Below are 26225 nucleotides of genomic sequence, written 5' to 3' on the forward strand. Positions count from 1 at the left end.
CAACGGTACAAGCAAAATTGAATTTTGTTAGGAGGCCCATTCTGAGACAGAATTAACCAACGTTCGCCATTCCGCAGAACAAACAGCGTATTTTGCTGTGAACACGAACAAGGCAGGTCAATAGATTACGCGAATTGAACTATCGCCTAGACCCTGCGGAGGGGCCTGATTTGGCTGTTTAACACTCGGAGAAAATGGCTGGGATGGTAGGATTCGAACCTACGGTACACTGTACCAAAAACAGTTGCCTTACCACTTGGCTACATCCCAACTGTGAGCGGCTGAATACGACTTGTGTCCGGAGGGCGCAAGACCCGAAACGCAAATTTTTTGCCAAATCTGCATTTTTTTCCGACAAGAATTCTCGATGTATTTCCAGCCCCTAAAACAAGAAGAGGAGCCGCTGGGCTCCTCTTTGAAATTCACAATATAGAATGGTTGATTTTATTGGTTCAGCCGTTCTTTCACCATTCCACCAACTTGACCGAAATCCATCTGACCGGTGTATTTCGCTTTCAAACCGCCCATGACTTTGCCCATATCGCGGATGGAATTGGCACCGACTTCAGCAACAACCGCATCAATCGCAGATACGATTTCTTCTTCGGAAAGCTTCTGCGGTAGAAACTCTTCTATAATGGTGATTTCGTTCAATTCACCTTCAGCCAAGTCCAAACGCCCACCTTCTTCGTAGGTTTTAGCGCTCTCTTGACGTTGTTTCACCATTTTAGACAAGATTTGCAGTACGTCAGCTTCGCTTACGCCTTCTTCCTTGCCTTCACCACGCAAGGAGATTTCCATATCCTTAATCGCGGCATTCACCAAGCGTAGCGTCGAAAGCCGCTCCTTGGCGCGGGATTTCATCGCTTCCTTCAAGGAGTCGTTGATTTTAGCACGCAAACTCATCTGTTTTTCCCCAGTATACTAAGAGGCTTGGACCATAAGCGATTGCTTCCAAAGGCGCAACCGGGGATGGAAAATACTAACTTGCTGATTTGAAACAATTTTCACCACACGGTTAAGCCTTGACGTGACTGCCTCTGGACCTTAGTTTCCCGACAATTTGTCCCCAGCCCGGAGAGTCGCTGCCATGGCCCAGGTCCCAACCAATACCCCAACCGCATGTCTTGCCCTCGCTGACGGGACGATTTTCTACGGACGCGGGTTCGGCGCAACAGGCGCGACGACCGCGGAACTGTGCTTTAACACAGCGATGACCGGCTATCAGGAAATAATGACCGACCCATCTTATGCGGGTCAAGTTGTTACCTTTACCTTCCCACACATCGGAAATACCGGCGTCAACGACGAAGACGATGAGACCGGCGATCCAGTGGCTGCAGGCATGGTTGTGAAATGGGACCCAACCGAGCCATCTAGCTGGCGTTCCACAGGTCGGTTGTCAGAATGGTTGGCCAGCCGCAATCGTATCGCGATCGGCGGCGTAGACACACGCCGGTTGACCCGCGCGATCCGCGCACAGGGCGCACCGCATGTCGCACTTGCCCATGACCCAGAAGGCAACTTTGACATTGAAGCTCTGGTGGCACAGGCCCGTGCTTTTTCTGGTCTGGAAGGGCTAGATTTGGCCAAGGATGTGACCTGCACCCAAAGCTACCGCTGGGATGAGATGCGCTGGGCATGGCCGGATGGCTACCCACGTCAGGAGAACCCGCGCTTTAAAGTGGTTGCGGTCGATTTCGGCGCAAAGCGCAACATCCTGCGATGCCTGGCATCGGTTGGTTGTGACGTCACTGTATTGCCGGCTTCTGCGACCGCAGAAGAAGTTCTGGCCCATAATCCAGATGGGGTTTTCCTATCCAACGGTCCCGGCGATCCAGCCGCAACTGGTGCATACGCGGTTCCGATGATCCAGAAAGTTCTGGAGAAAAAAGATCTGCCGGTCTTTGGCATCTGCTTGGGTCACCAAATGCTGGCATTGGCCTTGGGCGGCTCCACCATCAAGATGAACCACGGCCACCACGGTGCAAACCACCCGGTCAAAGACCATGAGACCGGCAAGGTCGAGATCACCTCGATGAACCATGGCTTTGCGGTCGATAGCCAGTCCTTGCCAGAAGGTGTTGTGGAAACCCACACATCACTGTTTGACGGATCAAACTGCGGCATTCGCATCGCAGATCGCCCAGTCTACTCTGTACAGCACCACCCAGAGGCAAGCCCTGGCCCACAAGACAGCTTTTATCTGTTTGAACGCTTTGCCGCCTATATGGATGCACAAAAGGCTGCCTGAGCCGGGTTAACCTTAAAAACCTGTTAAGACATCAAGAATACCCTGATCCTGAAAATGGATTGGGGTTTTTCTTTTGCTGCACGTTGCAACGCAATTCTTTGAAGCGTCGATGGATCACCGGCCCAATTGCCAATTGGCACTGGGTCGGCATTTGATTGAAGATGGGCGCTTGGCGCCGTGGCAATTGTTTTATGCAATCACAGCCCTGGCGAAATGGGACACCTGCCTCGCAGATATATTGATGTCAAAAGGTTGGATGACCGAAGACGCGTTGGTTCCCTATCTGGCGCATCATTACCGCGCACCGCTGGAAAACCTGGAACAGGCTCCGCCTGACTTTCGACTTCTAAGTCTTCTGGACCCGAATTTTTGCGTCAAACATGCAATTGTGCCCTGGATCACGGAAGATGATCAAATTGTCTACGCCACAAGTCGTCCGCAACATTTTGAAAAAATTGAACACCTTCTGCCAGAAGGCAAGAATGGTAGACGCATCGTTCTGGTCAAAGAATGTGATTTGTTTGATGTCATAAGCCGCGTATTCAAATCGTCTTTGGTCCAACATTGTGAAGCGCGGGTAGCCCCGGATGAAAGCTGCCGTCACTGGGCCGGAGCATCAATATCCGGTTCTCAGACCATGATTCTGTGTCTTTTGGCCGTCGTGATATTTGTATGGAATTTTCCGCTTACTGGCCTTGTTGCAACTGGAGTGTTGATCTTATCGACCCAGATATTGGCAACCTGTATGAAGATCGCCGCCTTCGTTCATTGTCACAAAGCACCCTCCCCGGCACGCAGTGACACCGCTACCAATTTATTGGGTGACGACCCACTGCCGAAACAGCCAAAAATTTCAGTCTTAGTGCCACTGTTCAATGAAACCGAAATCGCGCAGGCTTTGGTGCGTCGCCTCAGCGCCATCACCTACCCTAAAGCGCTGCTGGATGTGGTCCTGGTCTTAGAGGAAAAAGACAAGCAAACCAAAGAGATCCTCGCGCATTGCAGTCTGCCCCATTGGATGCGGGTGGTGATTGTCCCCGAAGGTTCTGGCCTGACTACCAAACCACGCGCCATGAACTATGCTTTGGATTTCTGCAAAGGAGATATCGTTGGCATCTGGGACGCTGAAGACGCCCCGGCACCAGATCAACTGGAACAGGTTGCAGATCATTTCGCACACGCGCCATCTGACGTCGTCTGCCTGCAGGGAATCTTGGATTACTACAACCCGAGGACCAACTGGCTAGCACGTTGTTTTACCTTGGAATACTCAATGTGGTTTCGCACGATCATCCGAGGCATGTCGCGCCTAGGGGCGGCTGTACCCCTTGGTGGAACAACTCTTTTTTTAAAGCGCGACGCAATCGAAGCGATTGGTGGATGGGATGCCCATAATGTCACCGAAGATGCTGATCTTGGGATCAGGCTCTATCGCTATGGATACCGCACCGAATTGATCTCAACAGTAACCCAAGAAGAAGCCAATTGCCGTCTGCGCCCTTGGATCAAACAAAGATCGCGCTGGCTGAAAGGCTACATGGTGACATATCTCGTCCACATGCGCAGACCCAAAAAACTGTTTACAGAGCTTGGCTTACGACGATTTCTTGGTTTCAACGCCATCTTCCTCAGCACGCTGTCGCAATTTCTGCTCGCGCCGCTGATTTGGAGCTTTTGGCTTTTGACCTTTGGCGCTCAAATGCAATGGATCACACCAGTTCCACCCGCCGTCATCTATGCAGTCTCGTTCCTATTTTTCAGCATCATGCTGTTGGATATGATTCTGGCTGCCCTATCATTGCGTGGGCAAAACCGGCGATGGTTGATGGGCTGGGTGCTAACACTGCCCTTCTACTTCACCCTTGCGACGCTAGGCGCATACAAGGCGCTATACGAATTATTCGTCAGCCCATTTTATTGGGATAAAACGGCTCATGGTCAGACCAAAGAAGGTCTAAGTGCTGAATACTCAGCTTTCGGCACTTAGTTTCAGGCGCGTTTCAAAGGCTTTAGATATATGAACCTTTAAGGCTGCATAAGCCCCATCTTCATCACGCGCACCAATCGCATCCACGATGGCTTTGTGTTCTGCCAAGGCCACTTCACCCCGCCCTTCAGCGGCCAACGACGTGGTTGCCATCAGCGCCATGGAGCGATGCACCAAGCCCAATTGCTGTACCAAAAAGCGGTTGTGCGAGGCCAAATGAATCATCTTGTGAAAGCGGCGATTGGCCCTCGCCAGGCCATTGGCATCACCAATCAATGCCTGATCTTCTTCGACCATTTCCTTAAGAACCCGCACTTCTTCATCTGTTGCATGGCGTGCAGCCAAACGCGCCGCCAGACCTTCCAACTCGCTGCGCACTGCATAGAGTTCAGAGAGTTGGTTGTGATCCAATGAGGCCACAATCAAACTGCGCCCATCACGGGCCAGAAGGGATTGGGTTTCAAGTCGCTGCAGTGCCTCTCTGATCGGTGTACGCGACACGCCAAAGCGGTCTGCAAGATCGCTTTCGACCAAACGATCGCCCGGTTTATACACGCCAACGTCGATGGCTTCTAATATCAACGTGTAGGCGTCTTTATTCTGCGACTTTTGGTAGGTCATTTTGCGGCTTCCCCTTATCGGACCGAAACTATGCACTCCAATTGGAAACATGCAAGCGCGGCATTGACTTGACCGTAGCAAAGCATAGCTTGCGCGATATGGCGAAAGACGACTTTTTACACGTGAAAACCTGGGTTTTTGACCTGGATAACACCCTTTATCACCCCAGCGTGCGGCTCTTTGATCAGATCGAGGTGCGCATGACCAACTATGTGGTCGACACTTTAAAGGTGGCACCGCATGAAGCGGATGCGATGCGCGCGCAATATTGGGCGCAATATGGCACCACTTTGGCCGGATTGATGCGCGAGCATGATATTGATCCCGTGCCTTACCTTGAAGATGTGCACGATATCTCATTTGCCGCGCTGACGCCCGATCCTGAACTGCGCGCCCTGATCAGCGCCCTCCCTGGTCGGCGGATTGTCTACACCAATGGCACTGCCCCTTACGCGGAAAATGTTCTGGCAGGGCGTGGATTGGACGGGGTGTTTGATGCGGTTTACGGCATTGAACATGCTAGCTATTTGCCAAAGCCTGAACATGCTGCTTTTGAACAGGTGTTTCAAAAAGATGGCGTCAAACCAGAGGTCGCGGCGATGTTTGAAGATGATCCGCGCAATCTCTCGGCACCGCATCAAATGGGGATGCGCACAGTTCATGTCGCGCCAGATCCGCATGATGCAGATCATATTCACCACCATACGGATGATCTAACTGGTTTCCTGCGGGACCTTTTGTAGGGCGATTTTAGGTCGGCCTCTTGGTCAAGCGAATGGCAGCCCGTATGTAGAGCGTAGGAAAGGTCACATCATGACACATCAGCATTTTGACATTGTGGTATCAGGTGGCGGAATTGCGGGCCTCACAGCCGCAGCGGCCTTCGGCCAAGCTGGATTTTCTGTGCTTTGCGTGGATCCAACGCCCCCGGTGACCGAGCGCGATGTGGCAGGATCTGATCTGCGGACAACGGCTTTTTTGCAACCCGCACGCAGCCTTTTGCAAGATGCAGGGCTTTGGGCACGGCTAGAAGATCACGCGGCCCCGCTGCAGACCATGCGCATCGTCGATGCTGGTGGCGCTGAACCAAAACCACGTGTGATCAAAGATTTTGACGCCGCTGATATTTCTGATCTGCCCTTTGGTTGGAACCTGCCCAACTGGCTTTTGCGCCGAGAAATGGTGGCGCACCTAAATGAAATGCCAACGGTTGATCTGCGTCTTGGGGTATCAAGCACGGATCTGTTTACCCGCCAGGCTGAGGCCCGGGTTCAATTGAGTGATGGCACCACTGTCACTTGTAAATTGGTGGTGGCAGCAGACGGGCGCAATTCAACCATTCGCCAAAAAGCGGGCATTGACGTGAAAACCACCCGCTATGGGCAGAAGGCTTTGGCCTTAGCCGTGACGCACCCGATCCCGCACGAAAATGTATCCACCGAAATTCACCGCAGCGGCGGCCCGTTTACTTTGGTGCCCTTGCCTGATTTTGAGGGCAAACCATCTTCTGCGCTGGTCTGGATGGAGCGATCCGCGCGTGCACATGAACTCTTTGATCTGCCCGAAGAGGCCTTTAATGCGGCGATGACCGAACGAAGCTGTACACTATTTGGCCCATTAACACTGGCCTCACGGCGCACCATATGGCCGATTATTTCCCAAATTGCAGATCGTTTTGCCTCGGAACGTGTCGCTTTGATTGCTGAGACTGCGCACGTGGTTCCGCCGATTGGGGCACAAGGCCTAAACACCTCGCTTGGAGATTTGAAGGTCCTCTTGGACCTAGCAGTTGAACAGCCAGACACCATTGGAGGGCGCGAGATCTTGGCCAAGTATGATCAAAAACGTAGATCCGATGTGGCAATGCGCATTAAGGGCATCGATCTACTCAACCGCGCATCCATGGCGCAGTCCCCGATTTTAAGAAACGCGCGCGCCGCTGGGCTGCAGGCCCTCTATGGTATGGCACCAGTTCGGAAAATGCTGATGCAAATGGGGTTGGGCGCAAAATAGGCTTGTGCTGTTTTTAGAGTCCCGGGGCGTTGCCCCTGCCCCCAGAGTATTTCGGCAAAGATAAATGTGAGGGCTATAGCGGCCCTGGACGGCGTTCTTCGGAAAGGAGCACGTTGGCTTCGACATCACCGACTCCGGGCAACGTCATGATGCGGCGGCGCAGGACTCGTTCAAAATCAGAAATGTCACGAGCAGTGACACGCAAACGGTAGTCATACATGCCCAAAACATGATCCGCTGTTTGCACTTCCGGAATAGCTGTGACCGCACGTTCAAAGTCTTCCAAACTGACGCGGCCTTTGGTGGCCAACTTTACGCCCAGAAACACTGTCACGCCGAACCCGAGTTTTTCTTTATCAAGGTCGATCTTTTTGCCGTTCAGAATGCCCGCGTCTTGCAACCGTTTGATCCGCCGCCAAGTCGCAGGCTGGCTGAGACCAAAACGACGCCCCAGCGCGCCTGCATTTAATGTGGCATCCTCCGCCAGGGCACCCAAAAGTTTCCGGTCTAGCTCATCCAGATCGATCATACCGGCAGGCTTTCATTGGCTTTGATCCGCGCAACGCTCATCAAGGCCTCAATATCCGCAATATGCGGTAGGGCGAGAATGCTGCTGCGATAGATGCCCTGATAATGTGCCATGTCACGGGCAATCACGCTAAGACGCACATCGACACGTCCCAGGAAAGTTTGAATTTCAATCACTTCTGGAATTTTGCGCGCCTCTTCGATGAAATCGTCAAAGGCGCGTGTTTGGGTCTTATCAAGGGTGATGCGCAGCGACACTTCAACTTCATACCCCATAGCCTGCCAGTCGATCACACCGCGCACGCCGCGAATGATGCCATCATCTTTCAAACGCTCAATGCGACGCGCGACCCGACCAGTGGTTATGCTGATCCGTTCCGCCAAATCGGGAATCGCGAGCTCTGGGTCATTTTGCATGTGGCGCAGAATGCGCCGATCAACATCATCAAACATGATTTATCTATTATCACCGACTTTCACGAATGAAAACATCGATATCAAATCCAAATACACGCAATACTACACTCGTTTGATCTGAAATCATCCCTATGATCACCTCAAACATTACTGAAAGGGTGCAGATATGCGCGTTTACTACGACCGTGATTGCGACGTTAACCTCATCAAAGAAAAGAAAGTGGCCATCCTGGGCTACGGTTCCCAGGGTCACGCGCATGCGTTGAACCTGCGCGACTCTGGTGCAAAGAACCTTGTTGTTGCCCTGCGCGAAGGCTCTGCATCTGCGAAAAAAGCCGAAGCAGAAGGCCTGCAAGTTATGGGCATCGCCGAAGCGGCAGCATGGTGTGACGTGATCATGTTCACAATGCCAGACGAACTGCAGGCAGAAACATATAAGAAATACGTACACGATAACATCAAGCCAGGTGCAGCGATCGCATTTGCACACGGCTTGAACGTACACTTCGGCCTGATCGAGCCAAAAGAAGGCGTAGACGTGATCATGATGGCGCCTAAAGGCCCAGGTCACACCGTACGTGGCGAATATTCCAAAGGCGGCGGCGTACCTTGCTTGGTAGCAGTAGACACAGACGCAACTGGCAAAGCGCTGGAAATCGGCCTGTCTTACTGCTCTGCAATTGGTGGCGGACGCTCCGGTATCATCGAAACCAACTTCCGCGAAGAGTGCGAAACTGACCTCTTCGGCGAACAAGCTGTTCTATGCGGCGGTATCGTTGAACTGATCCGCTGTGGTTTTGAAACTCTGGTTGAAGCAGGTTACGCACCTGAAATGGCTTACTTTGAGTGCCTGCACGAAACCAAGCTGATCGTTGACCTGATCTATGAAGGCGGCATCGCCAACATGGATTACTCGATCTCCAACACTGCGGAATACGGTCAGTACGTTACTGGTCCACGCATCCTGCCATACGAGCAGACTAAGAAAGCCATGAAAGAAAGCCTGGCAGACATTCAGTCTGGTAAGTTCGTTCGTGACTTCATGTTGGAAAACGCAGTTGGTCAGCCAACCATCAAAGCGTCCCGTCGTGCGAACGACGAGCACCAGATCGAAGTTGTCGGCGGCAAGCTGCGTGACATGATGCCTTGGATCTCTGCAGGCAAAATGGTCGACAAAGCGAAAAACTAAAGGCAGACATGTCTTAAGGATTTTCTACGGGGGCCTGCACGGGCCCCCGTTTGCATTTCAAAGGTATGATTATGGTCGCGCAGCCAACATTCAAAGATTGGACCTCTATCGCCCTGCTTGGCTTGGTCTGGGGCGGCACTTTCATGGTGATCGCGATTGCTCTGGAAGATTACCCGCCTTTGACCGTCGCGTGCGCACGCACCCTGCTTGGGGCTATCGGGCTTTATGCTTTGATGATCTTAACTGGTCGGAAGTTCGAGCGGCTCAGCGGAGCGCTTTTGCGCAGCACCATCCTGATTGGTCTATTTTCCACAGCGTTGCCCTTTTTGCTTTTGAGCTGGGGGATGCAGCACGTGCCGTCTGCTTTTGCCGGTGTTTCAATGGCCTCGGTGCCGCTGTTCATCTTGCCACTTGCGCATTTTTTCAGCGATGAAAAACTGATCTTGCGCAAGCTCATTGCGGTTTTGGTGGGATTTAGCGGAGCTTTGATCCTGATTGGTCCAGGCCTCGCGCAGCTCGGACAAGGTGCAGAACCCATTGCTCAGATCGCCTGCATCTCGGCTGCTCTATGTTACGCGGTTTCGTCCGTGCTGACGCGACAATGCCCACCTGCCGATCCGCTAACGCTTTCCACCATGACCTTGATTGTTGGAGCAATCGCTTTGGTACCGCCAACGCTGCTGATCGATGGTGTGCCGGAATGGTCGGGATCCGGTTCAGGCTATGCCATTTTGTTTTTGGGATTGGTACCAACCGCAGCCGCCACATTGCTGCGTATCCAGGTGATCCGCAGTGCGGGATCTGTCTTTATGACCTTGGTGAACTATCAAGTTCCAATTTGGTCCATGGTCTTCGGGGCAGTTGTCCTGTCAGAACATCTGCCCTTCCGTTTCTTTATCGCTCTGGCTTTGGTGTTGATTGGCCTGGCCATCAGCCAATGGAACAGCCTGCGGAAGCTCCTGAAAGGGCTTTAACCCGCAACCGCGGCCACTTCGGCAACAATCCCATCGACCACCTCGGTCAAAAGCGTCTCATCTTCACATTCCGCCATCACACGGATCAAAGGCTCGGTGCCTGACTTGCGGATCAATAGCCGGCCTTTGCCGGTCAGGCGGCCTTCTGCATCAGCGATAACAGATTTCACCGAGGACTCATCCAACGGCAATTGCCCTGCCCCGTAACGGACATTTTTCAAAAGCTGCGGCACAGTTTCGAAGGTCTTTGAAAGCTCAGAAGCGGTCTTTCCACTTTCAACCATGGCCGCGAGGAATTGCAGCCCCGCCATCAGACCATCGCCGGTTGTGGCATAGTCGGTCATAACAATATGGCCGGATTGCTCACCACCTAAGTTGAAACCGCCCTTGCGCATCCGTTCAACCACATAGCGGTCACCAACTGCCGTGCGTTCCAGATGCAGGCCTTTGCTTTCAAGATGACGCTCAAGGCCAAGATTGGACATGACTGTTGCCACCAAAGCGCCGCCAGAAAGCTTACCTGCCTCTGCCCAACGGCAGGCCAGCAAGGCCATCAATTGGTCGCCATCAGCCACATTGCCCTTTTCGTCAATCACCATGACGCGGTCAGCATCGCCATCAAGCGAAATACCAACATCTGCGCCATGGGCCACAACAGCCTCGGCGGCAGTCTGGGTATGGGTCGAGCCGCAGTTTTCGTTGATATTCAGACCATTAGGATTAACACCTATCGAAATGACCTCAGCGCCCAATTCCCAAAGTGCTTCAGGAGCGGCTTTATGAGCTGCGCCATTTGCGCAATCGACAACCACCTTAAGACCTTTGAAAGGGAGACCTTTTGGCAAGGAATTTTTCACACGCTCGATATAGCGGAACCGACCATCGTCAACCCGCTTAGCGCGGCCAATATTTTGCGGTTGCACGGGCTCTACACCCTCAAGAACCATGCTTTCGATTTCAAGTTCAGCCTCGTCTGACAGTTTGAAACCATCAGGTCCAAAAAACTTAATCCCGTTGTCGATCGCCGGGTTGTGGCTGGCCGAGATCATCACGCCAAGATCGGCCCGCATGGATTTGGTCAGCATGCCAACAGCAGGCGTGGGAATTGGACCCAACAGCAGAACATTCATGCCGGTAGACGTCAGGCCCGCCGTCAGCGCACTTTCAAACATATAGCCTGAGAGACGCGTGTCTTTGCCAATCACAACACGGTGCTGATTGTCACCATCATTACGGAAATACCGTCCAACGGCAGCACCCAGTTTCAACGCCATATCAGCGGTCATTGGATATTGGTTGGCCGTTCCGCGCACACCATCGGTGCCAAAATACTTACGCGACATTGTTTACTCCAGAGATACTACAAAACCATAATTTCAGCGCCTGATGGGTCTCTGCCACATCATGCACCCTTAAAAATTGAACACCGTGCTGTACGCCTGCTAGTGCCAGCGCCAGCGACCCCGGAAGTCGTTCCGACACATCGCTTACCCCTGCGACATGAGCGATCAGAGATTTCCGCGAGACCCCTAATAGGATTGGACATCCCAGACTGTGAAACAAACTAATACGCGCCATGAGCGCGAGGTTATGATCCATTGTTTTGCCAAACCCGATCCCCGGATCGACAACGATCTGATCGCGTTTTAGGCCAAGTGCCTCAAGCTGGCACACTTGGGCTTCCAAAAAGTCATAAACATCCAACAACACGTCGTCATAGGCCGGATCATCCTGCATCGTTGCGGGATCGCCCTGCGCATGCATGACACAAACCGGGGCGGACGATTTCGCTGCAAGCGGCGCGAGTTCAGCATCAAAGGTGAAGCCAGACACATCGTTGATTAACGCAGCCCCAGCATCCAAGGCAGCCGCCGCCACTGGCGCTTTGCGCGTATCAATACTGATCGGCGCATCGATTTCAGGCGCGACCGCGGCGATGACCGGTGCCGTGCGCGCGATCTCTTCATTGATTTCCACATAGCCTGAGCCAGGCCGTGTCGACTCGCCGCCGATATCAACAATGCTTGCCCCTTCGGCAATCATCGCCTTTGTGCGCGCAATCGCTTGATCAGGCGCATTGAATTGTCCGCCATCGGAAAAACTATCCGGCGTTACATTCAAAATCCCCATGATCTGAGGCTTTGACATGGAAAGCCCTGCAACCTCGGAACGGTCAGAAACGATACGCTGCAAAGCCTCCGCAGGAATATCCCTTGCAGGCAAAATCTTTGGGGTCTCTGTGCGGGACAGGATTTCGACATGAGTGAACCATGACCAACCGCCAGCGAGGCTCAAAGCCTCTTCTGGACGGGCGGCATCTGATTGCGGAATTGCGCGATAATAAGTCGTCATAATCAGTGAATGAGTGATCTAAATGAGCTTGGCAAGCTTTCAGCTAGCGCTGTGAGCGAGTGTTACAGTCTGAACTTCAATTGTGTCAGTTTCGGGCAAGGTTCCGCCGACATCAATGATCTTATCAGCCCCCCATTCCTGCGCGAACCAGATGGCGAGCTCCCCGGCAGAGCCTTCAGGCGCTTCTACTGCATCATTAACCAGCTTCGCAGGCGCCCAAATGCAGGTCTGACCTGTTTTCATGGCCCAATCGAGTTCTGTGCGCGTGGCCGCTACAGATACAGCCTCTAGTGTCGCTACCAATTGCCAAGCGGATTGCTCGATCGCCAACAAATCGATCTGACGTTGTGCCGCCATATCATCCGTCGCAGGGCGCGACTCTGGGCGATCAAGAGCGAGCACCAAGGGGTTCGCCTTCAAATCAGTGAGAAAGCCTTGCAGTCCAGCATCTTTCCGCGCCTGTTCGTTTATAAAGACAACAGTCGGATTAGTTTTATTGCTGTTCTTTTGATTTGCGGCCTGTTTGGCATCACTAGGCACTCGCACAACTTCGACACCCAGCTTGCCATTGCCCTTATCGAGCTTCTGAATGCGCACGAATACACGCAGGGCCTGAGGTTCCAGTAAAATTCGGTCAGCTATGCCCTCAGCAAGGGTTTCCAAAAGGTTCAGCCGTTGTGCGGCCAGTTCGGCCTCAATCGCCCAAGTTAGGCGATCATAAGACAGAATACGGTCGACATCGTCTTCAAGGTCCGCCTCAGGTGCGGCAACTTCCACAACCACATCAAATGACACACGTTGGGTCATATCCCGTTCAGCTTGAAAGGCGCCAATTTCGACGTCGACAACATGATCGCGCAATGACAAACGATCATGCACCCCTTCTAGCGGCATAGACGCCGCACGAAATTCAGGATGCGCAAAAGCAGATGTAGTGTCTTTGGGTGTGGTCTTGTTGGTCACAGCGCTACTCCGGCTCGGAACTCGTCCGAGCCGCTATAACAGCGCCCATCAGCCAATGCCAGATATGTAGGGCGTTGTCTTAGTTTTGAGAGACCCGCACGTGAGGGCGGTAGAAATGGTGCACACCAATTGTAGTTGTGCGCGCAAAGGTGCGCGCCCAACGTGGGTTCACAGCTTTGGTGTGATAGTAGGTCGCATTATCGGTCAGATCGCGCGGCGCACCATCGAGCATCATTTTTGCGATTTTGCCAACGCGGGCATAAGCAGCCTGTTCGCGGATCGTTTCCGGATGACCGTCACAGGTGAATGTGAACTGGCACGCGAATTTACGACCGGTGCCCTGGTGGATCACCTTACATGGCGTATTTGGGAATTTCGCACTGTCCACGCGATTGAGGATCACTTCGGCAACTGCAAATTGGCCACGTACGCTTTCGCCGCGCGCTTCAAAATACAGAGCCTGCGCCAGACATGCCCATTGCTCGTCACCTTTCACGGAAGGCTGGGCATCAACCCAAGCGCGGGAGCGTTCAATCTGAACCGGCTTTACGTTCTTCTTACGTGTGAACAGATCTTTGATCTTCTGCCCATCCAAAGCGGCCACTTGTTCGCCTTCAAAAGCGATGACTTCTTGAACAGGATCGGTTGTGGCCCCTGCGGAAACAGGTTGGGTCGTCATTATAGCCACCCCGAAGGTGGCGATCATCAGTGTAGCTAACGTGCGCATGGCAGCCTCGCAAACGGTGATACCGGTCCCCCGACCCGGTGAAATATTCGGGCGGAAATAGCGAATTTTGCGCTTGACGTCTAGAAAAACCGTGCAACTGCAGAATCTGGCAATTTTAAGACCAAGATGCTGCGGATATGTGACAGTAGGCTACCCGATCTTGTCTTTTATGGTGAATTGAGCGGCGGCTAACCGCGCAACAGGCACCCGGAAAGGCGAGCAAGATACATAGTCGATGCCCACTTTTCGGCAAAAAGCGATTGATTCGGGGCTGCCGCCGTGCTCACCACAAACCGACAATGTCAGGTTTGGCTGGGCCTTGCGCCCCCGTTCAGCACCCAATTGCAATAGTTCGCCGACGCCCTCGGCATCCAACGTATGGAACGGATCTTCAGGATAGACACCTTGCTGCACATAGGCAGACATAAACCGCCCGGCATCATCGCGTGACAACCCATAGGTCATTTGGGTCAAATCGTTGGTCCCAAAGCTGAAGAAATCACAGTGTGGCGCGATATCTTCGGCGCGCAAAGCCGCCCGCGGTGTTTCCACCATCACACCCAAACGGAAATCAAAATCAGCGCCACGTTCGGTGCGCACTGCTGCAGCGACCGCATCAATCCGAGTTTTGACCAATTCCACTTCACGCTTGGCACTCACCAGAGGGATCATGATTTCCGGCACAACTGAATGGCCATCTTTGGAGGCATCAAGGGTCGCCTCAAAGATGGCGCGCGCCTGCATCTCATAAATTTCTGGAATGGTGATCCCAAGTCGCACGCCACGCATACCCAGCATCGGGTTATATTCACTCAATGCTTCAATCCGACGTTCAACGTGAGACAAGGGTAGACTTAACGCCTCAGCCAAATCGCGCATACCCGCACGGTTACCCGGGAGGAATTCGTGCAAAGGCGGATCGAACAATCGGATGCAGACAGGCTTATCTGCCATGATGCGGAACAGATCGACGAAATCAGCGCGCTGGATTGGCAAAAGTCGCTCAACAGCTGTACGCCGATCCTCTGGATCATCTGCAAAAATCATCTCGCGCATGACGGTCAGACGATCTTCATCAAAGAACATATGCTCGGTTCGACACAGACCGATGCCCTGGGCCTTAAAGTTATGCGCGGTTTGAGCGTCAGCGGGCGTATCCGCATTGGCGCGCACATCAATGTCACGCACATCATCCGCCCAGATCATGAGGTTCTGGAAGGATTCATCCAAAGTGGCCTCAAGCATAGCGGGTTCACCAGAAAGAACCTCGCCATTGGTGCCATCGATGGTGAGAATGTCACCTTCCTTAAAGACGCGGCCGTCCCCGGATGTCAGCTGCTTGGTTTTGGATTGAAACCGCAAATTGTTGGCGCCCACAACACAGGGCAAACCTAGGCCACGTGCGATCACAGCGGCATGGCTCGTGACGCCACCGCGCTCTGTTAGAACGGCAGCTGCAGCATGCATGCCACGCACGTCTTCGGGGCTTGTTTCACGGCGCACCAGAATACAAGCCTCGCCACGCGCTGCGGAAGCCTGAGCTGCAGCTTCGGTGAAGACAACTTTACCACTGGCCGCACCTGGGCTTGCTGCGACGCCGGACCCAATGACATCGCGCTTGGCGGCTGGGTCTACTTGGCGGTGTAGAAGCTCGTTTAGGGCGCGTGGTTCTACGCGCATCAGCGCTTCTTCGTGGCTGATGATGCCTTCTTCGGCCAGCGCCACTGCAATACGCACCGCCGCGCGCGCACTGCGCTGAATGCGGACACCGTCCAGGATGTGAACATCACCATTTTCAATGGTGAATTCCATCTGCATTTCTTCGCGCAATCGCCTGCGCATCAAATTTGCATGCTCCAACAAGGCGTCAAAGGAAGCAGGCAGTTTATCCTGCAGGGACGGTCCACGCTCGTCTTTGGTGAGGAAAAGCGATTTTGCGCCAGCCTCCAGCGCATCCCGCCCCTGTGACTGGCTGAGATACCGCCCTTTGACCACAGGTAGGCCAGATTGACCGTCCACCAATTGCAGAACGCCCGATCCACTTTCGCCTTTACCAAGCCCAAGCGCCATAGCCTGAACCACCAACCCGAGGCCAGCATCAGCCGGGGCACCTTTTGCCATCCGCAAAAGCCGCGCAGAGGTGCCTTCCCAAGCCCGCGCCATTGAACGCAAAACACCCAGCAATTGCTTAGAGACATCCTGCGGGAAAGGTTCTTCGGCCTCGTCTTCATATGTTTCCAAGGCGTCTGCGACAGCCTTTGGGCTGGACATATCGATGTCATCAAACATGTCTGGATCTAGCCGCGCGACATGTTCAGAATAGGCCTGAATGAAGCGCAGATAGATTTCATCGGCCGCAACTTTGCCAATTGATTTCACAAGATCCGCGTGGCGTGCATCATTGATACCGATGTTCAGAATGGCGCCGGGACCGCCCCAGTCAGGATCTTCCGAACTTGGACGGATACACAGCAAAAGATCATCAGCAAAAGGTTGCATCAACAGAGACACATCGGGGGCTTCGCCCCCTGCCAGCCGATGAACGGTATCAAAGGACAACGCGACCGTCGTGGGCACTGGTAGATCAAGTCGCACAAGACGCTGCAGGCATTTCGCGCGCCCTCCATGGGTGCGCACAGCGATCGGCGCGTCAGGTGTCACGAGGGTGATATCTGGGCTATTATTCTGCACTGCGGCATCCTCCATGGAGCTGCAGCATAGCCCTGCCAAAAAAAGAGGCAAGGAAAAGCTTTTGCAATGAACGTGGCGTTGCTCGGAACTGAAGAAGCCGGATTTTCAGTGAAAATCCGGCCTTTTGAGTATTTTTGGAAAGATGAAAGCGGAAGGCTGCGTTTAGCCCTCAACCTTGGTTAGATCTGCGACAGAGGCGCAGAGTTTGCGGATACGCGCCAGCAGGTTCAGGCGATTGCGGCGCACAACGTCGTTGTCGCTGTTGACCTGAACGGCTTCAAAGAAGGCATCGATTGGCGCGCGTAGACCTGCGAGGCCAGTCATGGCCGCCGCGAAATCTTCGCCACGGATGGCTTCGGCGATGGGGGCTTCGAACTTGTCGAGCGCCGCAAAGAGTGCCTTTTCGCTATCATCTTCAGCGTATTTCAGGTCAGCACCGTAAGAGTACTCAACGCCATCTTTTTCTTCAGCTTGGCTGAGGATGTTGTTGGCGCGTTTGAAACCTTGAAGCAGGTTCTCGCCATCTTCTGTCGACAGGAAGGCTTGCAGGGCTTTGGCACGATTGACCAGCAGCGCGATGTCGTCGTTGCCGTCCATCGCGATGCAGGCGTCGATTACATCATGACGGATGCCTTGGTCGCGCAGGAAAACTTTGAGGCGGTCGTGGAAGAAGGAGAGGAGGTCATTGGATTTCTGTTCAAAACTCGAACCATTCTCAGCATGCATTGTAAATACGTTAAGTAAACGCATACTTATATTGTTTTGCAAAATGAGGCGGATAACACCCAATGCCGCACGGCGCAGCGCAAACGGGTCTTTCGATCCAGTTGGCTTTTCATCAATCGCCCAGAAACCTGTCAGGAGGTCCAGCTTATCCGCCAGCGCAACAGCCACCGACACCGGTGCAGTTGGAACATCATCGGATGGACCCAGTGGTGAATAATGCTCGGTTGCAGCCGCGGCCACTTCCGTAGGATGACCCGCGAATTCCGCATAATAGCGGCCCATTAGACCCTGCAGTTCCGGGAATTCATAGACCATTTCCGAGGACAGATCGGCCTTGGCCCAACGCGCGGCTTTCTCTGCCAAATCGGCATCAGCACCCACAAACGGCGCGATCTCGCGCGCCAGCGCCCCAATGCGATCAATACGTTCGGCTTGCGAGCCAAGCTTATTGTGGAAGGTCACATTGGTGAGCTTCTCGACCCACTCAGACGCGCCCGCCTTCGCGGTGCGCACATCGTTTTCCCAGAAGAATTTCGCATCCGACAGGCGCGCGAAGAGAACCTTTTGGTTCCCTGCCAAGATGGTTGCGCCATTGTCTTTGGTTTCACGGTTCGCAACCGTAATGAACTTCTCGATACGGCCTGTCCTTGGGTTTTTCACAGAGAAGAACTTCTGATGTTCTTTCATCGAGGTCTGCAGCACCTCGGGTGGCAGATTAAGGAAGTCATCCGCAATGTCGCCCATCAGAGTGACCGGCCACTCAACCAAACCTGCGACTTCAGCCAAAAGGCCTTTATCATCCACAACTTCGAGGCCCTGCGCAAACGCCATATTCTGAGCGTCGGCCCAAATCGCCTCGGCGCGTTCGCTCGAGGACAGGATCACATGGTCGCGTTTTAGTTTTGCCGCGTAGTCTTCAAAACCCGTGACGGCAAAGCGCCCCGCCCCCATGAAACGGTGGCCTTCGGTGGTGTCGCCAGATGTGATGCCATCGACATCCATAGGCACAACGGTTGTGCCAGCCTCATCAGACATGATGCAAAGAATGGAATGGAGCGGGCGTACCCAGCGCAACGCACCTGCGCCCCAGCGCATGGATTTTGGCCATGGGAAGTTGCGGATCGTATCTTCCAGAACTTCAGCAACAATCTCTGCCGCCGGGCGGCCCGGCTTTTCGATCAATGCGAAGTAAACAGCACCCTTTGGTGTGCGGCGCTCTTCCAACTGATCCATGGTCAGGCCAGCGCCGCGCAGGAAGCCTTCGATGGCTTTCTCAGGTGCGCCCACTTTTGGACCTTTGCGTTCTTCGCGCACGGTTGGGCTTTCAGCGAGCATGCCCTCAAGCGCGAGGGTCAGACGCCGCGGGGTCGAGAAGCTTGAAGCATGCGCATAGGTCAGACCCGCGGCCACCAGCCCATCGGTCACGCGCTTTTTCAAGTCTTCCGCCGCGCGGGCTTGCATACGCGCAGGGATTTCTTCGGAAAAGAGTTCAATCAGCAGATCAGGCATTATTATTGGCCTTCCGGTTTGGGCGGACAGGTGGCGGGCAGGTCTTCGCCATCAAAGGCAAGCTTTCCGCATTCGTTAATTTCGTGCCAGGCAAAACCCCGGCCATCGGGCAGGACTGCGACAATCCGGTCGATCCCATATGCGATGTTCTCAGTACCCATAAAGGCGAGCGCATCACCGCTTTGCAAAGCAGCACCGATTTCGGCAGCGTTGAAACAATCAAACCAGCCCGGCGCATTCAAAGGCGTTGCTTTTTCAACCGGCTGGTAGGTTTCCGTCATCAAGGGCAGCGACATCGCTGTCGTGAAACACGCGCGATAGCGGATCGGGGAGCTATCTGCGTCAATGGCTTCGAAGTCTTCATAAAGCACAACTTCCGGCTCGCCAGTGGCCAGCAAAGTCATCTGCACATCATCAGACCCGGTCGCACTCACCGGTTCATAGAAGGCGTAGATTTGGGTGTACCAAAGGCCGATCCCCATCGCGATGGCTGACAAGACAAGCACTCCTGCAAGGATTTTACCGGTCACGCGGCTTCTCCGGTGGCGGCGCGGGTTTGCACAAAGGCATCTGCACATTGTTTCGCCAACGCGCGGACGCGGCCAATGTAAGCTTGGCGTTCGGTTACAGAGATTACGCCACGCGCATCGAGCAAGTTGAAGATGTGGCTGGCTTTGATGCACTGGTCATAAGCCGGGTGCGCCATGATGATGGTTTTGCCAGTTTTTGGATCAACGTGTTCTTGTGCAAGGATCGCCTCGCATTCCGCTTCTGCCTCTTCAAAATGGCGCAACAGCACTTCAGTGTTCGCCACATCAAAATTCCAACGCGCGTATTCTTCCTCGGTCTGTTTGAAAACATCACCATAGGTCAGCGCAATCGGGGACTGAGGATCGTTAAACGGCATGTCCATTACATGATCCACGCCCAGAACATACATCGCCAGACGCTCCAGACCATAGGTCAGCTCGCCAGACACCGGGTGGCAGTCATGGCCACCAACCTGTTGGAAATAGGTGAACTGGCTGACTTCCATACCGTCACACCAGACTTCCCAGCCAAGGCCCCAAGCACCCAGTGTCGGGCTTTCCCAGTCATCTTCGACAAAACGGATATCGTGCATCTCCATATCGATGCCGATGGCTTCCAAAGAGCCAAGATACAAAGCCTGCAAATCTGGTGGGCTTGGTTTGATCAGCACCTGATACTGGTAGTAGTGCTGCAAGCGGTTTGGGTTCTCACCGTAGCGTCCATCTGTTGGACGACGGGAGGGTTGCACATAGGCCGCAGCCCAAGGTTTTTCACCCAAAGAGCGCAGAGTCGTCGCCGGGTGGAACGTCCCTGCCCCGACTTCCATGTCGTAGGGTTGCAGGATCGCGCAGCCCTTGCCAGCCCAGTAATTCTGGAGGCGAAGAATGATCTCCTGGAAGGAGCGCGGTTTGCTACCCGAATTACTGTCAGTTTCTGCCATGGCTCTGCCCTTTTCAAACGCGCGTTGTACCTATGCGCAACAGACCGGCGGGTCAATTGCGCTCGAACGCAAATTAAAGGTGCATAAACCTGCAAAACCGGTAAAAGGGCCAACAATTAAGAATTCATTACGATCAAAGGGCCTAAGTCACGATGTCGCGTCTGTTTTTGTCAATTCTCTGCACGGTTTTTCTGTTAAGCCGTCCGGCCATCGCGCAGGAAGAAGTGGTCTGGGTCCAGATCGAAGCGCAATCTAGCCTTTCTCAAGCCAATACCGTTATTCGCGACTATGCCTCGCGCCTTGAGGATGTGAATGGGTTTGCATTGGGTGGAGGCTGGTATGGCATCGCCCTTGGACCTTACACACGTGAAGATGCGGAAACGGTTTTGCGTGGCTATCGCCGTGACGGATTGATCCCGCGCGACAGCTATATCGCCTTTTCTTCAAGCTTCCGCAGCCAATTCTGGCCTGTTGGTGCAAACCTGCTGAACGCACGTTTGGATCCAGTTGAAGCGGCACCGAACACGCCAAGCGTTGAGATCCCTGAAGCATCAGTACCAGTTGTGGCTGAAGTTGTTGTGCCGGATGAATCCCCACGCGAGGCCCGCGCAAGCGAAGCGCGCCTTTCCCGAGACGAAAAGAAAGAGCTGCAAATCTGGCTGCAATGGGCTGGGTTTTACAACAGCGCCATTGATGGCTCTTTTGGCCGTGGCACCCGCGCGTCCATGTCTGCATGGCAGGCCGCAAATAACCACGAAACAACTGGTGTTCTGACAACAGCACAACGCGCTGAGTTGCAGGGGCAATATAATGCGGTGCTGAATGGGCTGGACCTTCAGGCCTTCACCAGCCTTGAAGCCGGTATCGAGATGCTGGTGCCGATGGGTGTGGTCAGCAAATCCTCTGCCGAATACCCCTTTGTGAGCTTTGCGCCGACGGGCGATATCGACGCACAGGTTGTTTTGATCAGCCAAGAAGGTGATCAGTCCACTCTGTTTGGTCTGTATGACATCATGCAAACGCTGGAACTGGTTCCGCTGGAAGGCCCACGCGAGCGTCGTAAGAATGACTTTGTACTGGTTGGTGAAGATGCCACCCGCATCAGCCACACAGAGGTCAGCCTAAAGAATGGCGAGATCAAAGGCTTTACCTTGGTTTGGCCGGCAGGAGACGAAGAACGTCGCCGCCGTGTACTAAGCGAAATGCGCAAATCTTTCACACGTATCGACGGCGTGATGGACCCAGCCATTGGCGCAGAGGCGCTGCAGGATCTGGATCTGTTGTCCGGTTTGGAAATTCGCCGTCCGAAGCTGTCTCGGTCAGGGTTCTACATCAATGACAAAGGCACTGTTGTCACCACTGCCGAAGTCGTTGGCAGCTGCCAGCGCATCACACTAGATGGCGAAATTGATGCCGAATTGGTGGGTGTAAATGAACAGCTTGGCGTTGCGGTTCTGCGTCCTGCGTCAGGCCTGGCCCCGATGGCTGTTGCCAGCTTCGCAGAAACCACTCCGCGGCTGAAATCCGAAATCGCAGTTGCGGGATATTCTTTTGAAGGCGTTCTAGGCGCACCAACAGTGACCTACGGCACGCTTGCGGACCTACGCGGCCTTCAGGGTGAAAAAGAGCTTACCCGTCTCGCTCTTGCCCCTCTTCCGGGTGATGCAGGTGGCCCGGTTTTTGATGCAGGTGGCTCAGTGGTTGGCATGTTGTTGCCAGCCCCAGCTGGCACCAATCGTCAACTGCCCCCAGACGTTAGCTTTGCGGCCAGCGGCAGTGTGATCCGTGCCATCCTAAATGATGAAGGCATTGAAACGGATGGCAAATTAGCAAATGGCAATATCGCGCCAGAAGACCTGACGACCTTGGCCGGAGAGGTCACTGTGTTGGTCAGCTGCTGGTAAATCAAGACACAGCGTAAATCATCAAAAACCCGCTCATTTGAGGCGGGTTTTTTCTTGGCTATTCAACCATCTCAATTGGTACAACACAAAAAAGCCCTACACGAAGGCAGGGCTTCCATAAGTTTATTTATCGATAATTACAGCGAAAGCTGATTAAGCAGCTCGTTTAGCGTCGCCTTCTGTTCCTGAGACATCTTCGCCTTGCGCGACCTAAAAAGCGTCGCCTGAGATTTCAGGATCAACCCATCTTCAAGGATTTTCAAATGGTTGGCGCGCAGGGTATCACCGGACGACGTGATGTCTGCCACAGCTTCCGCCGTCATATTCTTCACGGTCCCTTCAGTCGCGCCCTGACTGTCCACCAGTTGATAATCCGCAACCCCATGCTCGCGCAGGAACTCACGTACCAGACGGTGGAATTTGGTTGCTATGCGCAAACGGAAGCCATGTTCCTTACGGAAAGCCGCAGCCGCTGCGTCCAGATCTTCAAGCAGATTCACATCCACCCAGCATTGAGGCACGGCAATGATCAAGTCAGCCCCGCCGAACCCGAGCTCTGCAAGAGTCTCGACCTGTTGCTCCCAAAGCTCCAGCTTTTCCTGAACCAGATCAGTGCCAGTCACGCCAAGATGAATACGGCCTGCTTTGAGTTCACGAGGAATTTCGCCCGCACTCAGCAGCACAAGCTCCACACCTTCGATGCCTTCAACCTTACCGGAATATTCTCGGTCTGATCCGGTCCGCGACAAGCTCACGCCCCGCGCACCAAACCAGTCAAAGGTCTTTTCCATCAAACGGCCTTTGGACGGCACACCCAATTTGATTGTCATTGGCCCGCCTCCAGTTCCAGCACCACTTCGGGACGGATAACCGCACCCACGGCTGGAATTTCTTTGCCTTTGCCTAAGACGCGCGTCAACGCATCATAACGGCCACCGGTTGCGACGGCAGGAAGGTCATGACGACCCTCAGCCAAGAAGCCAAAAACGAAGCCGTCGTAATATTCCATATTGGTGCGCCCATAGCTGCCTTCGAAATCAATCGAAGCCACATCGACACCTTTGGCATCCAGCGCATCAATCCGTTCACGTAAACTAAACAGCGCATCCGTGATCGCCGGCATATCCACCGCAATATCGCGCAGCTGTTCTAACGCGAACGGCAGGGTTTCCCGCACATCCAGTAGCGCGTCCAGCAGTTCAACCTGCCCGCTTGAAATTGGCATAGCACCAACATCTTCACGCAGGGCTTCAATGCGGTCTGAGACCTCTACCGGAGAGCGCAGCCCGATGAAGGGTACGCCAGACTGCAACGGTTCGTCCTGCGCCAATAGAGCTTCGCGAGACGCAGGCACCGGCACGCGACCGGAATAGCGATCCAAAAGCGCACGAAACCGGCGTGGCCGCCAGATATGGCGCATCAAAGCAGCCTTGCGGCGCTCGGTTGTCTCAAGCCCCTGTACAGCAGCCATCAACAGACCAATGTCCCCAGTTGAAGCACGCAGGTCCAAATGGCCGAGTGTTTCCTTGATCAAACAAAAGACCTCAGCATCAGCCGCCGCAGGATCTTCACGATCAAAGACCTCGTAACCCACTTGCGTGAATTCATTTGAACGGCGCGAGTCTTCTTCCTGACGGCGGAACACTTCGCCGGAATAGGTATAGCGCGCGGGCTCCGCCCCGTGTTCCATATGCATCTGCACAACCGGCACGGTGAAGTCAGGACGCAGCATTTGCTCGCCCAACAAACTGTCGCTGGTCACATAGGCACGGGCACGGATCTCTTCGCCATAGAGGTCCAAGAGTACCTCAGCAGGCTGCAAAACCGATGTCTCAGCGACCGTTGCCCCGGCCTCTTCAAAGCGCGCGCGCAACTCGGCAGCGCGTGCTCGGATCAATGCATTCTGTGGCATCAGCCCTGCCCTTCTTGGCTGGCGAGAATCTCGCGCACCTTGGCGACCAGATCACCGCGTGGCACTTCAAATTGGCTTGGGCGTTCTTTCCACTCTTCCAACGTAGCGCTTTCCGCGATCTTCGCACCCAGGATCAGGTCTTTGATCTGGATGACGCCGTTGGCTTTCTCGTCACCGCCTTCAATGACAGCGATCGGAGACTGGCGTTTGTCGGCATATTTTAACTGGTTGCCAAAGTTCTTGGGGTTGCCCAGGTAAACTTCGGCCCGGATGCCCGCGTTACGCAGTTCAGCAACCATGGCCTGATAATCTGCCATACGGTCGCGATCCATGACGGTCACAACAACAGGCCCTTGCGCGACAGAACCAATGCGGCCTTTTTCGCGCAGTGCTGCCAAGAGGCGATCCACACCAATCGACACACCCGTCGCAGGCACGGCCTGACCGGTGAAGCGTTTCACCAGATCATCGTAGCGCCCGCCGCCAGACACTGACCCGAACTGACGTTTGCGACCTTTTTCATCAAAGATTTCAAAAGTCAGTTCAGCTTCAAACACTGGACCAGTATAATAGCCCAAGCCGCGAACCACGGAAGGATCAATCTCGATCCGATCCGCACCATAGCCACCCGCCGACAGCAAATCACCGATTTGCTCGAGCTCTGCAATACCTTCAGCACCCACCTGAGAAGCACCGACCGCATCACGCAGGTTGGCAAAGGTCTTGGCAACATCATCCGCTTTCGATGTCAAAAACGCGATCACAGGCTCGGCCTGATCGTCAGATAGGCCGACGCCGTCAATATAAGCGCCAGACGCATCCAAACGCCCCTTGCCCAGCAATTCACGCACGCCGCTTGCGCCAACTTTGTCGAACTTATCGATGGTGCGCAACACATTGTCCTTGGCCGCTTGGTCTTCACCCAGCCCCATGGCTTCCAACACGCCATTCAAAACCTTGCGGTTGTTCACGCGCACCAGATAATCGCCGCGCGGAATGCCCACGGTTTCTAATGTATCAGACAGCATCGCGCAGATTTCAGCGTCTGCGGCCATGCTGGCTGTGCCTACAGTGTCCGCATCACATTGATAAAACTGACGATACCGTCCCGGCCCCGGCTTTTCATTGCGCCAGACAGGCCCCATCGCAAAACGGCGATACGGCGTTGGCAAATCATTGCGGTGCTGCGCATAAACCCGCGCCAAAGGGGCGGTCAGATCATAGCGCAGAGCCATCCAATCGCCGTTGCCATCTTCGTCGGCCTCTTGCCACGCAAAGACGCCTTCATTTGGACGATCCACATCCGGCAGGAACTTCCCAAGCGCTTCCACAGTCTCAACCGCGGCGCTTTCCAAGGCTTCAAAACCATAGCGATGATAGACCCCTGCAATTTGATGCAGCATTTCGGTGCGCTCTGAAACGTCAGAACCGAAATAATCGCGAAATCCCTTCGGCGTGACCGCCTTAGGGCGCGGGGCTTTTTTCACTTTGGCCATCGCTTGTGTTTCCCTAGCAATTGGGTGGTAAATAAACGTGGCTCGCACTTACCCCAGCCCACCTCTGCAAGCAACCCGAAGCCTTCGCCTCACCGTTTCACCTTTGCAAAAATACTCTGGGGTGAAGGGCGTTTTGCGCCAAAGGGGCAACGCCTCTGTCTTGACCCGCCTGCAATCTGGGCCTAGGCCAAGGATATGGACAAACTCGAAGAACAAATCGCCCACCTGACGAAAACCGTCGAAGAGCTTTCAGACGTAGTCGCCCGTCAGGATACGGACATCGCCCTGCTGCAACGCCGTGTTGGGATGCTTTTAGAGCGGGAAGCGGATCGCGAAGCAGCTGGCGGTGGTGGGGTTGTCATCGGCGATGAGCGTCCTCCACACTATTGAAGTGTAATTGAACTCACAAAACAGGTGTTTTAACTGTGAATTCGCAACCTAGCATCTTCGATTGGAACTGGCATGTATTGATGCTCAATCAATCGCTGTTA

At 54.0% G+C, this 26225-nt stretch carries 23 protein-coding genes and 1 tRNA gene; 8 read left to right on the forward strand and 16 right to left on the reverse strand.

Annotated features, from left to right (window positions below; translation table 11 throughout):
• Nucleotides 1-195: 195 nt before the first annotated feature.
• Both JXQ85_RS14950 and JXQ85_RS14955 read right to left on the reverse strand, forming a co-directional pair.
• Nucleotides 196-270: transfer RNA gene (locus JXQ85_RS14950), tRNA-Gln, on the reverse strand.
• 174 nt (nucleotides 271-444) lie between these two features.
• The gene (locus JXQ85_RS14955; protein ID WP_421749749.1) at nucleotides 445-906 is read right to left on the reverse strand and encodes a GatB/YqeY domain-containing protein; all 462 of its coding nucleotides are present in this window, start codon (nucleotides 904-906) and stop codon (nucleotides 445-447) included.
• A gap of 184 nt (nucleotides 907-1090) precedes the next feature.
• On the opposite strand from JXQ85_RS14955, the gene carA reads away from it, so the two are divergent.
• The gene (gene carA, locus JXQ85_RS14960; RefSeq protein ID WP_421749750.1) at nucleotides 1091-2254 is read left to right on the forward strand and encodes a glutamine-hydrolyzing carbamoyl-phosphate synthase small subunit; all 1164 of its coding nucleotides are present in this window, start codon (nucleotides 1091-1093) and stop codon (nucleotides 2252-2254) included.
• 73 nt (nucleotides 2255-2327) lie between these two features.
• Entirely contained in the window at nucleotides 2328-4241 is a 1914-nt protein-coding gene (locus JXQ85_RS14965; protein WP_421749751.1) for a glycosyltransferase family 2 protein, read from the forward strand.
• Here the strand turns inward: JXQ85_RS14965 and JXQ85_RS14970 are convergent.
• Complete coding sequence (locus tag JXQ85_RS14970) at nucleotides 4224-4862, reverse strand: GntR family transcriptional regulator (protein WP_421749752.1); 639 nt, start codon at nucleotides 4860-4862, stop codon at nucleotides 4224-4226. The two genes, JXQ85_RS14965 and JXQ85_RS14970, sit on opposite strands and share 18 nt — an antisense overlap.
• 98 nt (nucleotides 4863-4960) lie before the next feature.
• On the opposite strand from JXQ85_RS14970, the gene JXQ85_RS14975 reads away from it, so the two are divergent.
• Both JXQ85_RS14975 and JXQ85_RS14980 read left to right on the forward strand, forming a co-directional pair.
• A complete protein-coding gene (locus tag JXQ85_RS14975) occupies nucleotides 4961-5605 on the forward strand; it encodes a pyrimidine 5'-nucleotidase (RefSeq protein WP_421749844.1) in 645 nt (214 codons plus the stop codon).
• 70 nt (nucleotides 5606-5675) lie between these two features.
• The gene (locus JXQ85_RS14980) at nucleotides 5676-6875 is read left to right on the forward strand and encodes a UbiH/UbiF family hydroxylase (protein ID WP_421749753.1); all 1200 of its coding nucleotides are present in this window, start codon (nucleotides 5676-5678) and stop codon (nucleotides 6873-6875) included.
• Between the two features lie 73 nt (nucleotides 6876-6948).
• Here JXQ85_RS14980 and JXQ85_RS14985 read toward each other — a convergent pair whose 3' ends face one another.
• Together JXQ85_RS14985 and JXQ85_RS14990 are read right to left on the reverse strand one after the other, a co-directional pair.
• On the reverse strand, nucleotides 6949-7404 hold the full coding sequence (locus JXQ85_RS14985) for an Lrp/AsnC family transcriptional regulator (RefSeq protein ID WP_421749754.1): 456 nt from the start codon (nucleotides 7402-7404) through the stop codon (nucleotides 6949-6951).
• A complete protein-coding gene (locus tag JXQ85_RS14990; protein WP_421749755.1) occupies nucleotides 7401-7856 on the reverse strand; it encodes an Lrp/AsnC family transcriptional regulator in 456 nt (151 codons plus the stop codon). Before JXQ85_RS14990 ends, JXQ85_RS14985 begins: the two co-directional genes overlap by 4 nt.
• Before the next feature lie 130 nt (nucleotides 7857-7986).
• On the opposite strand from JXQ85_RS14990, the gene ilvC reads away from it, so the two are divergent.
• On the forward strand, nucleotides 7987-9009 hold the full coding sequence (gene ilvC, locus JXQ85_RS14995) for a ketol-acid reductoisomerase (RefSeq protein ID WP_421749756.1): 1023 nt from the start codon (nucleotides 7987-7989) through the stop codon (nucleotides 9007-9009).
• A 71-nt stretch (nucleotides 9010-9080) separates the two neighbouring features.
• Nucleotides 9081-9983, forward strand: a complete 903-nt coding sequence (locus JXQ85_RS15000; protein WP_421749757.1) for a DMT family transporter — start codon at nucleotides 9081-9083, stop codon at nucleotides 9981-9983.
• Here JXQ85_RS15000 and glmM read toward each other — a convergent pair.
• The 8 genes from glmM to JXQ85_RS15040 all read right to left on the reverse strand — a co-directional run bounded on the left by glmM (nucleotide 9980) and on the right by JXQ85_RS15040 (nucleotide 20422).
• The gene (gene glmM / locus JXQ85_RS15005; protein WP_421749758.1) at nucleotides 9980-11326 is read right to left on the reverse strand and encodes a phosphoglucosamine mutase; all 1347 of its coding nucleotides are present in this window, start codon (nucleotides 11324-11326) and stop codon (nucleotides 9980-9982) included. The genes JXQ85_RS15000 and glmM overlap by 4 nt on opposite strands.
• Nucleotides 11316-12335: a dihydropteroate synthase gene (folP, locus tag JXQ85_RS15010; RefSeq protein WP_421749759.1), complete on the reverse strand. Its 1020-nt coding sequence runs from the start codon at nucleotides 12333-12335 to the stop codon at nucleotides 11316-11318. Before folP ends, glmM begins: the two co-directional genes overlap by 11 nt.
• Nucleotides 12336-12374: 39 nt before the next feature.
• A complete protein-coding gene (locus tag JXQ85_RS15015) occupies nucleotides 12375-13298 on the reverse strand; it encodes a dihydroneopterin aldolase (protein WP_421749760.1) in 924 nt (307 codons plus the stop codon).
• Between the two features lie 79 nt (nucleotides 13299-13377).
• Complete coding sequence (locus JXQ85_RS15020) at nucleotides 13378-13977, reverse strand: cell wall hydrolase (RefSeq protein ID WP_421749761.1); 600 nt, start codon at nucleotides 13975-13977, stop codon at nucleotides 13378-13380.
• Nucleotides 13978-14175: 198 nt separating this feature from the next.
• Nucleotides 14176-16731: a pyruvate, phosphate dikinase gene (ppdK, locus tag JXQ85_RS15025; RefSeq protein ID WP_421749762.1), complete on the reverse strand. Its 2556-nt coding sequence runs from the start codon at nucleotides 16729-16731 to the stop codon at nucleotides 14176-14178.
• 147 nt (nucleotides 16732-16878) lie between these two features.
• Nucleotides 16879-18951, reverse strand: a complete 2073-nt coding sequence (gene glyS / locus JXQ85_RS15030; protein WP_421749763.1) for a glycine--tRNA ligase subunit beta — start codon at nucleotides 18949-18951, stop codon at nucleotides 16879-16881.
• 2 nt (nucleotides 18952-18953) lie between these two features.
• Nucleotides 18954-19481 (reverse strand): DUF6446 family protein, encoded by a 528-nt coding sequence (locus JXQ85_RS15035; protein ID WP_421749764.1) that lies wholly within the window; start codon nucleotides 19479-19481, stop codon nucleotides 18954-18956.
• Complete coding sequence (locus JXQ85_RS15040) at nucleotides 19478-20422, reverse strand: glycine--tRNA ligase subunit alpha (RefSeq protein ID WP_421749765.1); 945 nt, start codon at nucleotides 20420-20422, stop codon at nucleotides 19478-19480. The genes JXQ85_RS15035 and JXQ85_RS15040 overlap by 4 nt, the downstream gene beginning before the upstream one ends.
• Nucleotides 20423-20574: 152 nt before the next feature.
• Between JXQ85_RS15040 and JXQ85_RS15045 the strand changes: the two genes are divergently transcribed.
• On the forward strand, nucleotides 20575-22326 hold the full coding sequence (locus tag JXQ85_RS15045) for a trypsin-like peptidase domain-containing protein (protein ID WP_421749766.1): 1752 nt from the start codon (nucleotides 20575-20577) through the stop codon (nucleotides 22324-22326).
• A 137-nt stretch (nucleotides 22327-22463) separates the two neighbouring features.
• On the opposite strand, the gene hisG is transcribed toward JXQ85_RS15045, so the two are convergent.
• The 3 genes from hisG to hisS are packed head-to-tail and all read right to left on the reverse strand — an operon-like array spanning nucleotide 22464 to nucleotide 25734.
• On the reverse strand, nucleotides 22464-23156 hold the full coding sequence (gene hisG, locus JXQ85_RS15050; RefSeq protein WP_421749767.1) for an ATP phosphoribosyltransferase: 693 nt from the start codon (nucleotides 23154-23156) through the stop codon (nucleotides 22464-22466).
• Nucleotides 23153-24238 carry an ATP phosphoribosyltransferase regulatory subunit gene (locus tag JXQ85_RS15055; RefSeq protein ID WP_421749768.1) on the reverse strand — a complete coding sequence of 362 codons (1086 nt, stop codon included), beginning with the start codon at nucleotides 24236-24238 and terminating at the stop codon, nucleotides 23153-23155. The genes hisG and JXQ85_RS15055 overlap by 4 nt, the downstream gene beginning before the upstream one ends.
• Nucleotides 24238-25734: a histidine--tRNA ligase gene (gene hisS / locus JXQ85_RS15060; RefSeq protein ID WP_421749769.1), complete on the reverse strand. Its 1497-nt coding sequence runs from the start codon at nucleotides 25732-25734 to the stop codon at nucleotides 24238-24240. Before hisS ends, JXQ85_RS15055 begins: the two co-directional genes overlap by 1 nt.
• A gap of 195 nt (nucleotides 25735-25929) precedes the next feature.
• Here hisS and JXQ85_RS15065 point away from each other — a divergent pair, with 195 nt between their 5' ends.
• Nucleotides 25930-26124, forward strand: coding sequence for a SlyX family protein (locus JXQ85_RS15065; protein ID WP_421749770.1), 195 nt, complete (start codon nucleotides 25930-25932; stop codon nucleotides 26122-26124).
• The last annotated feature ends 101 nt before the right edge of the window (nucleotides 26125-26225 follow it).

This window comes from Cognatishimia sp., from assembly GCF_049116455.1.
GTDB lineage: Bacteria > Pseudomonadota > Alphaproteobacteria > Rhodobacterales > Rhodobacteraceae > Cognatishimia.

What these genes read in the sequence shown, in the direction of transcription:
- JXQ85_RS14955 (WP_421749749.1), bottom strand. Translation starts at nt 906, where the DNA reads ATGAGTTTGCGTGCTAAAATCAACGACTCCTTGAAGGAAGCGATGAAA.
- carA (WP_421749750.1), top strand. Translation starts at nt 1,091, where the DNA reads ATGGCCCAGGTCCCAACCAATACCCCAACCGCATGTCTTGCCCTCGCT.
- JXQ85_RS14970 (WP_421749752.1), bottom strand. Translation starts at nt 4,862, where the DNA reads ATGACCTACCAAAAGTCGCAGAATAAAGACGCCTACACGTTGATATTA.
- JXQ85_RS14975 (WP_421749844.1), top strand. Translation starts at nt 4,961, where the DNA reads ATGGCGAAAGACGACTTTTTACACGTGAAAACCTGGGTTTTTGACCTG.
- JXQ85_RS14980 (WP_421749753.1), top strand. Translation starts at nt 5,676, where the DNA reads ATGACACATCAGCATTTTGACATTGTGGTATCAGGTGGCGGAATTGCG.
- JXQ85_RS14985 (WP_421749754.1), bottom strand. Translation starts at nt 7,404, where the DNA reads ATGATCGATCTGGATGAGCTAGACCGGAAACTTTTGGGTGCCCTGGCG.
- JXQ85_RS14990 (WP_421749755.1), bottom strand. Translation starts at nt 7,856, where the DNA reads ATGTTTGATGATGTTGATCGGCGCATTCTGCGCCACATGCAAAATGAC.
- ilvC (WP_421749756.1), top strand. Translation starts at nt 7,987, where the DNA reads ATGCGCGTTTACTACGACCGTGATTGCGACGTTAACCTCATCAAAGAA.
- JXQ85_RS15000 (WP_421749757.1), top strand. Translation starts at nt 9,081, where the DNA reads ATGGTCGCGCAGCCAACATTCAAAGATTGGACCTCTATCGCCCTGCTT.
- glmM (WP_421749758.1), bottom strand. Translation starts at nt 11,326, where the DNA reads ATGTCGCGTAAGTATTTTGGCACCGATGGTGTGCGCGGAACGGCCAAC.
- folP (WP_421749759.1), bottom strand. Translation starts at nt 12,335, where the DNA reads ATGACGACTTATTATCGCGCAATTCCGCAATCAGATGCCGCCCGTCCA.
- JXQ85_RS15020 (WP_421749761.1), bottom strand. Translation starts at nt 13,977, where the DNA reads ATGACGACCCAACCTGTTTCCGCAGGGGCCACAACCGATCCTGTTCAA.
- ppdK (WP_421749762.1), bottom strand. Translation starts at nt 16,731, where the DNA reads ATGGAGGATGCCGCAGTGCAGAATAATAGCCCAGATATCACCCTCGTG.
- glyS (WP_421749763.1), bottom strand. Translation starts at nt 18,951, where the DNA reads ATGCCTGATCTGCTGATTGAACTCTTTTCCGAAGAAATCCCTGCGCGT.
- JXQ85_RS15040 (WP_421749765.1), bottom strand. Translation starts at nt 20,422, where the DNA reads ATGGCAGAAACTGACAGTAATTCGGGTAGCAAACCGCGCTCCTTCCAG.
- JXQ85_RS15045 (WP_421749766.1), top strand. Translation starts at nt 20,575, where the DNA reads ATGTCGCGTCTGTTTTTGTCAATTCTCTGCACGGTTTTTCTGTTAAGC.
- hisG (WP_421749767.1), bottom strand. Translation starts at nt 23,156, where the DNA reads ATGACAATCAAATTGGGTGTGCCGTCCAAAGGCCGTTTGATGGAAAAG.
- JXQ85_RS15055 (WP_421749768.1), bottom strand. Translation starts at nt 24,238, where the DNA reads ATGCCACAGAATGCATTGATCCGAGCACGCGCTGCCGAGTTGCGCGCG.
- hisS (WP_421749769.1), bottom strand. Translation starts at nt 25,734, where the DNA reads ATGGCCAAAGTGAAAAAAGCCCCGCGCCCTAAGGCGGTCACGCCGAAG.
- JXQ85_RS15065 (WP_421749770.1), top strand. Translation starts at nt 25,930, where the DNA reads ATGGACAAACTCGAAGAACAAATCGCCCACCTGACGAAAACCGTCGAA.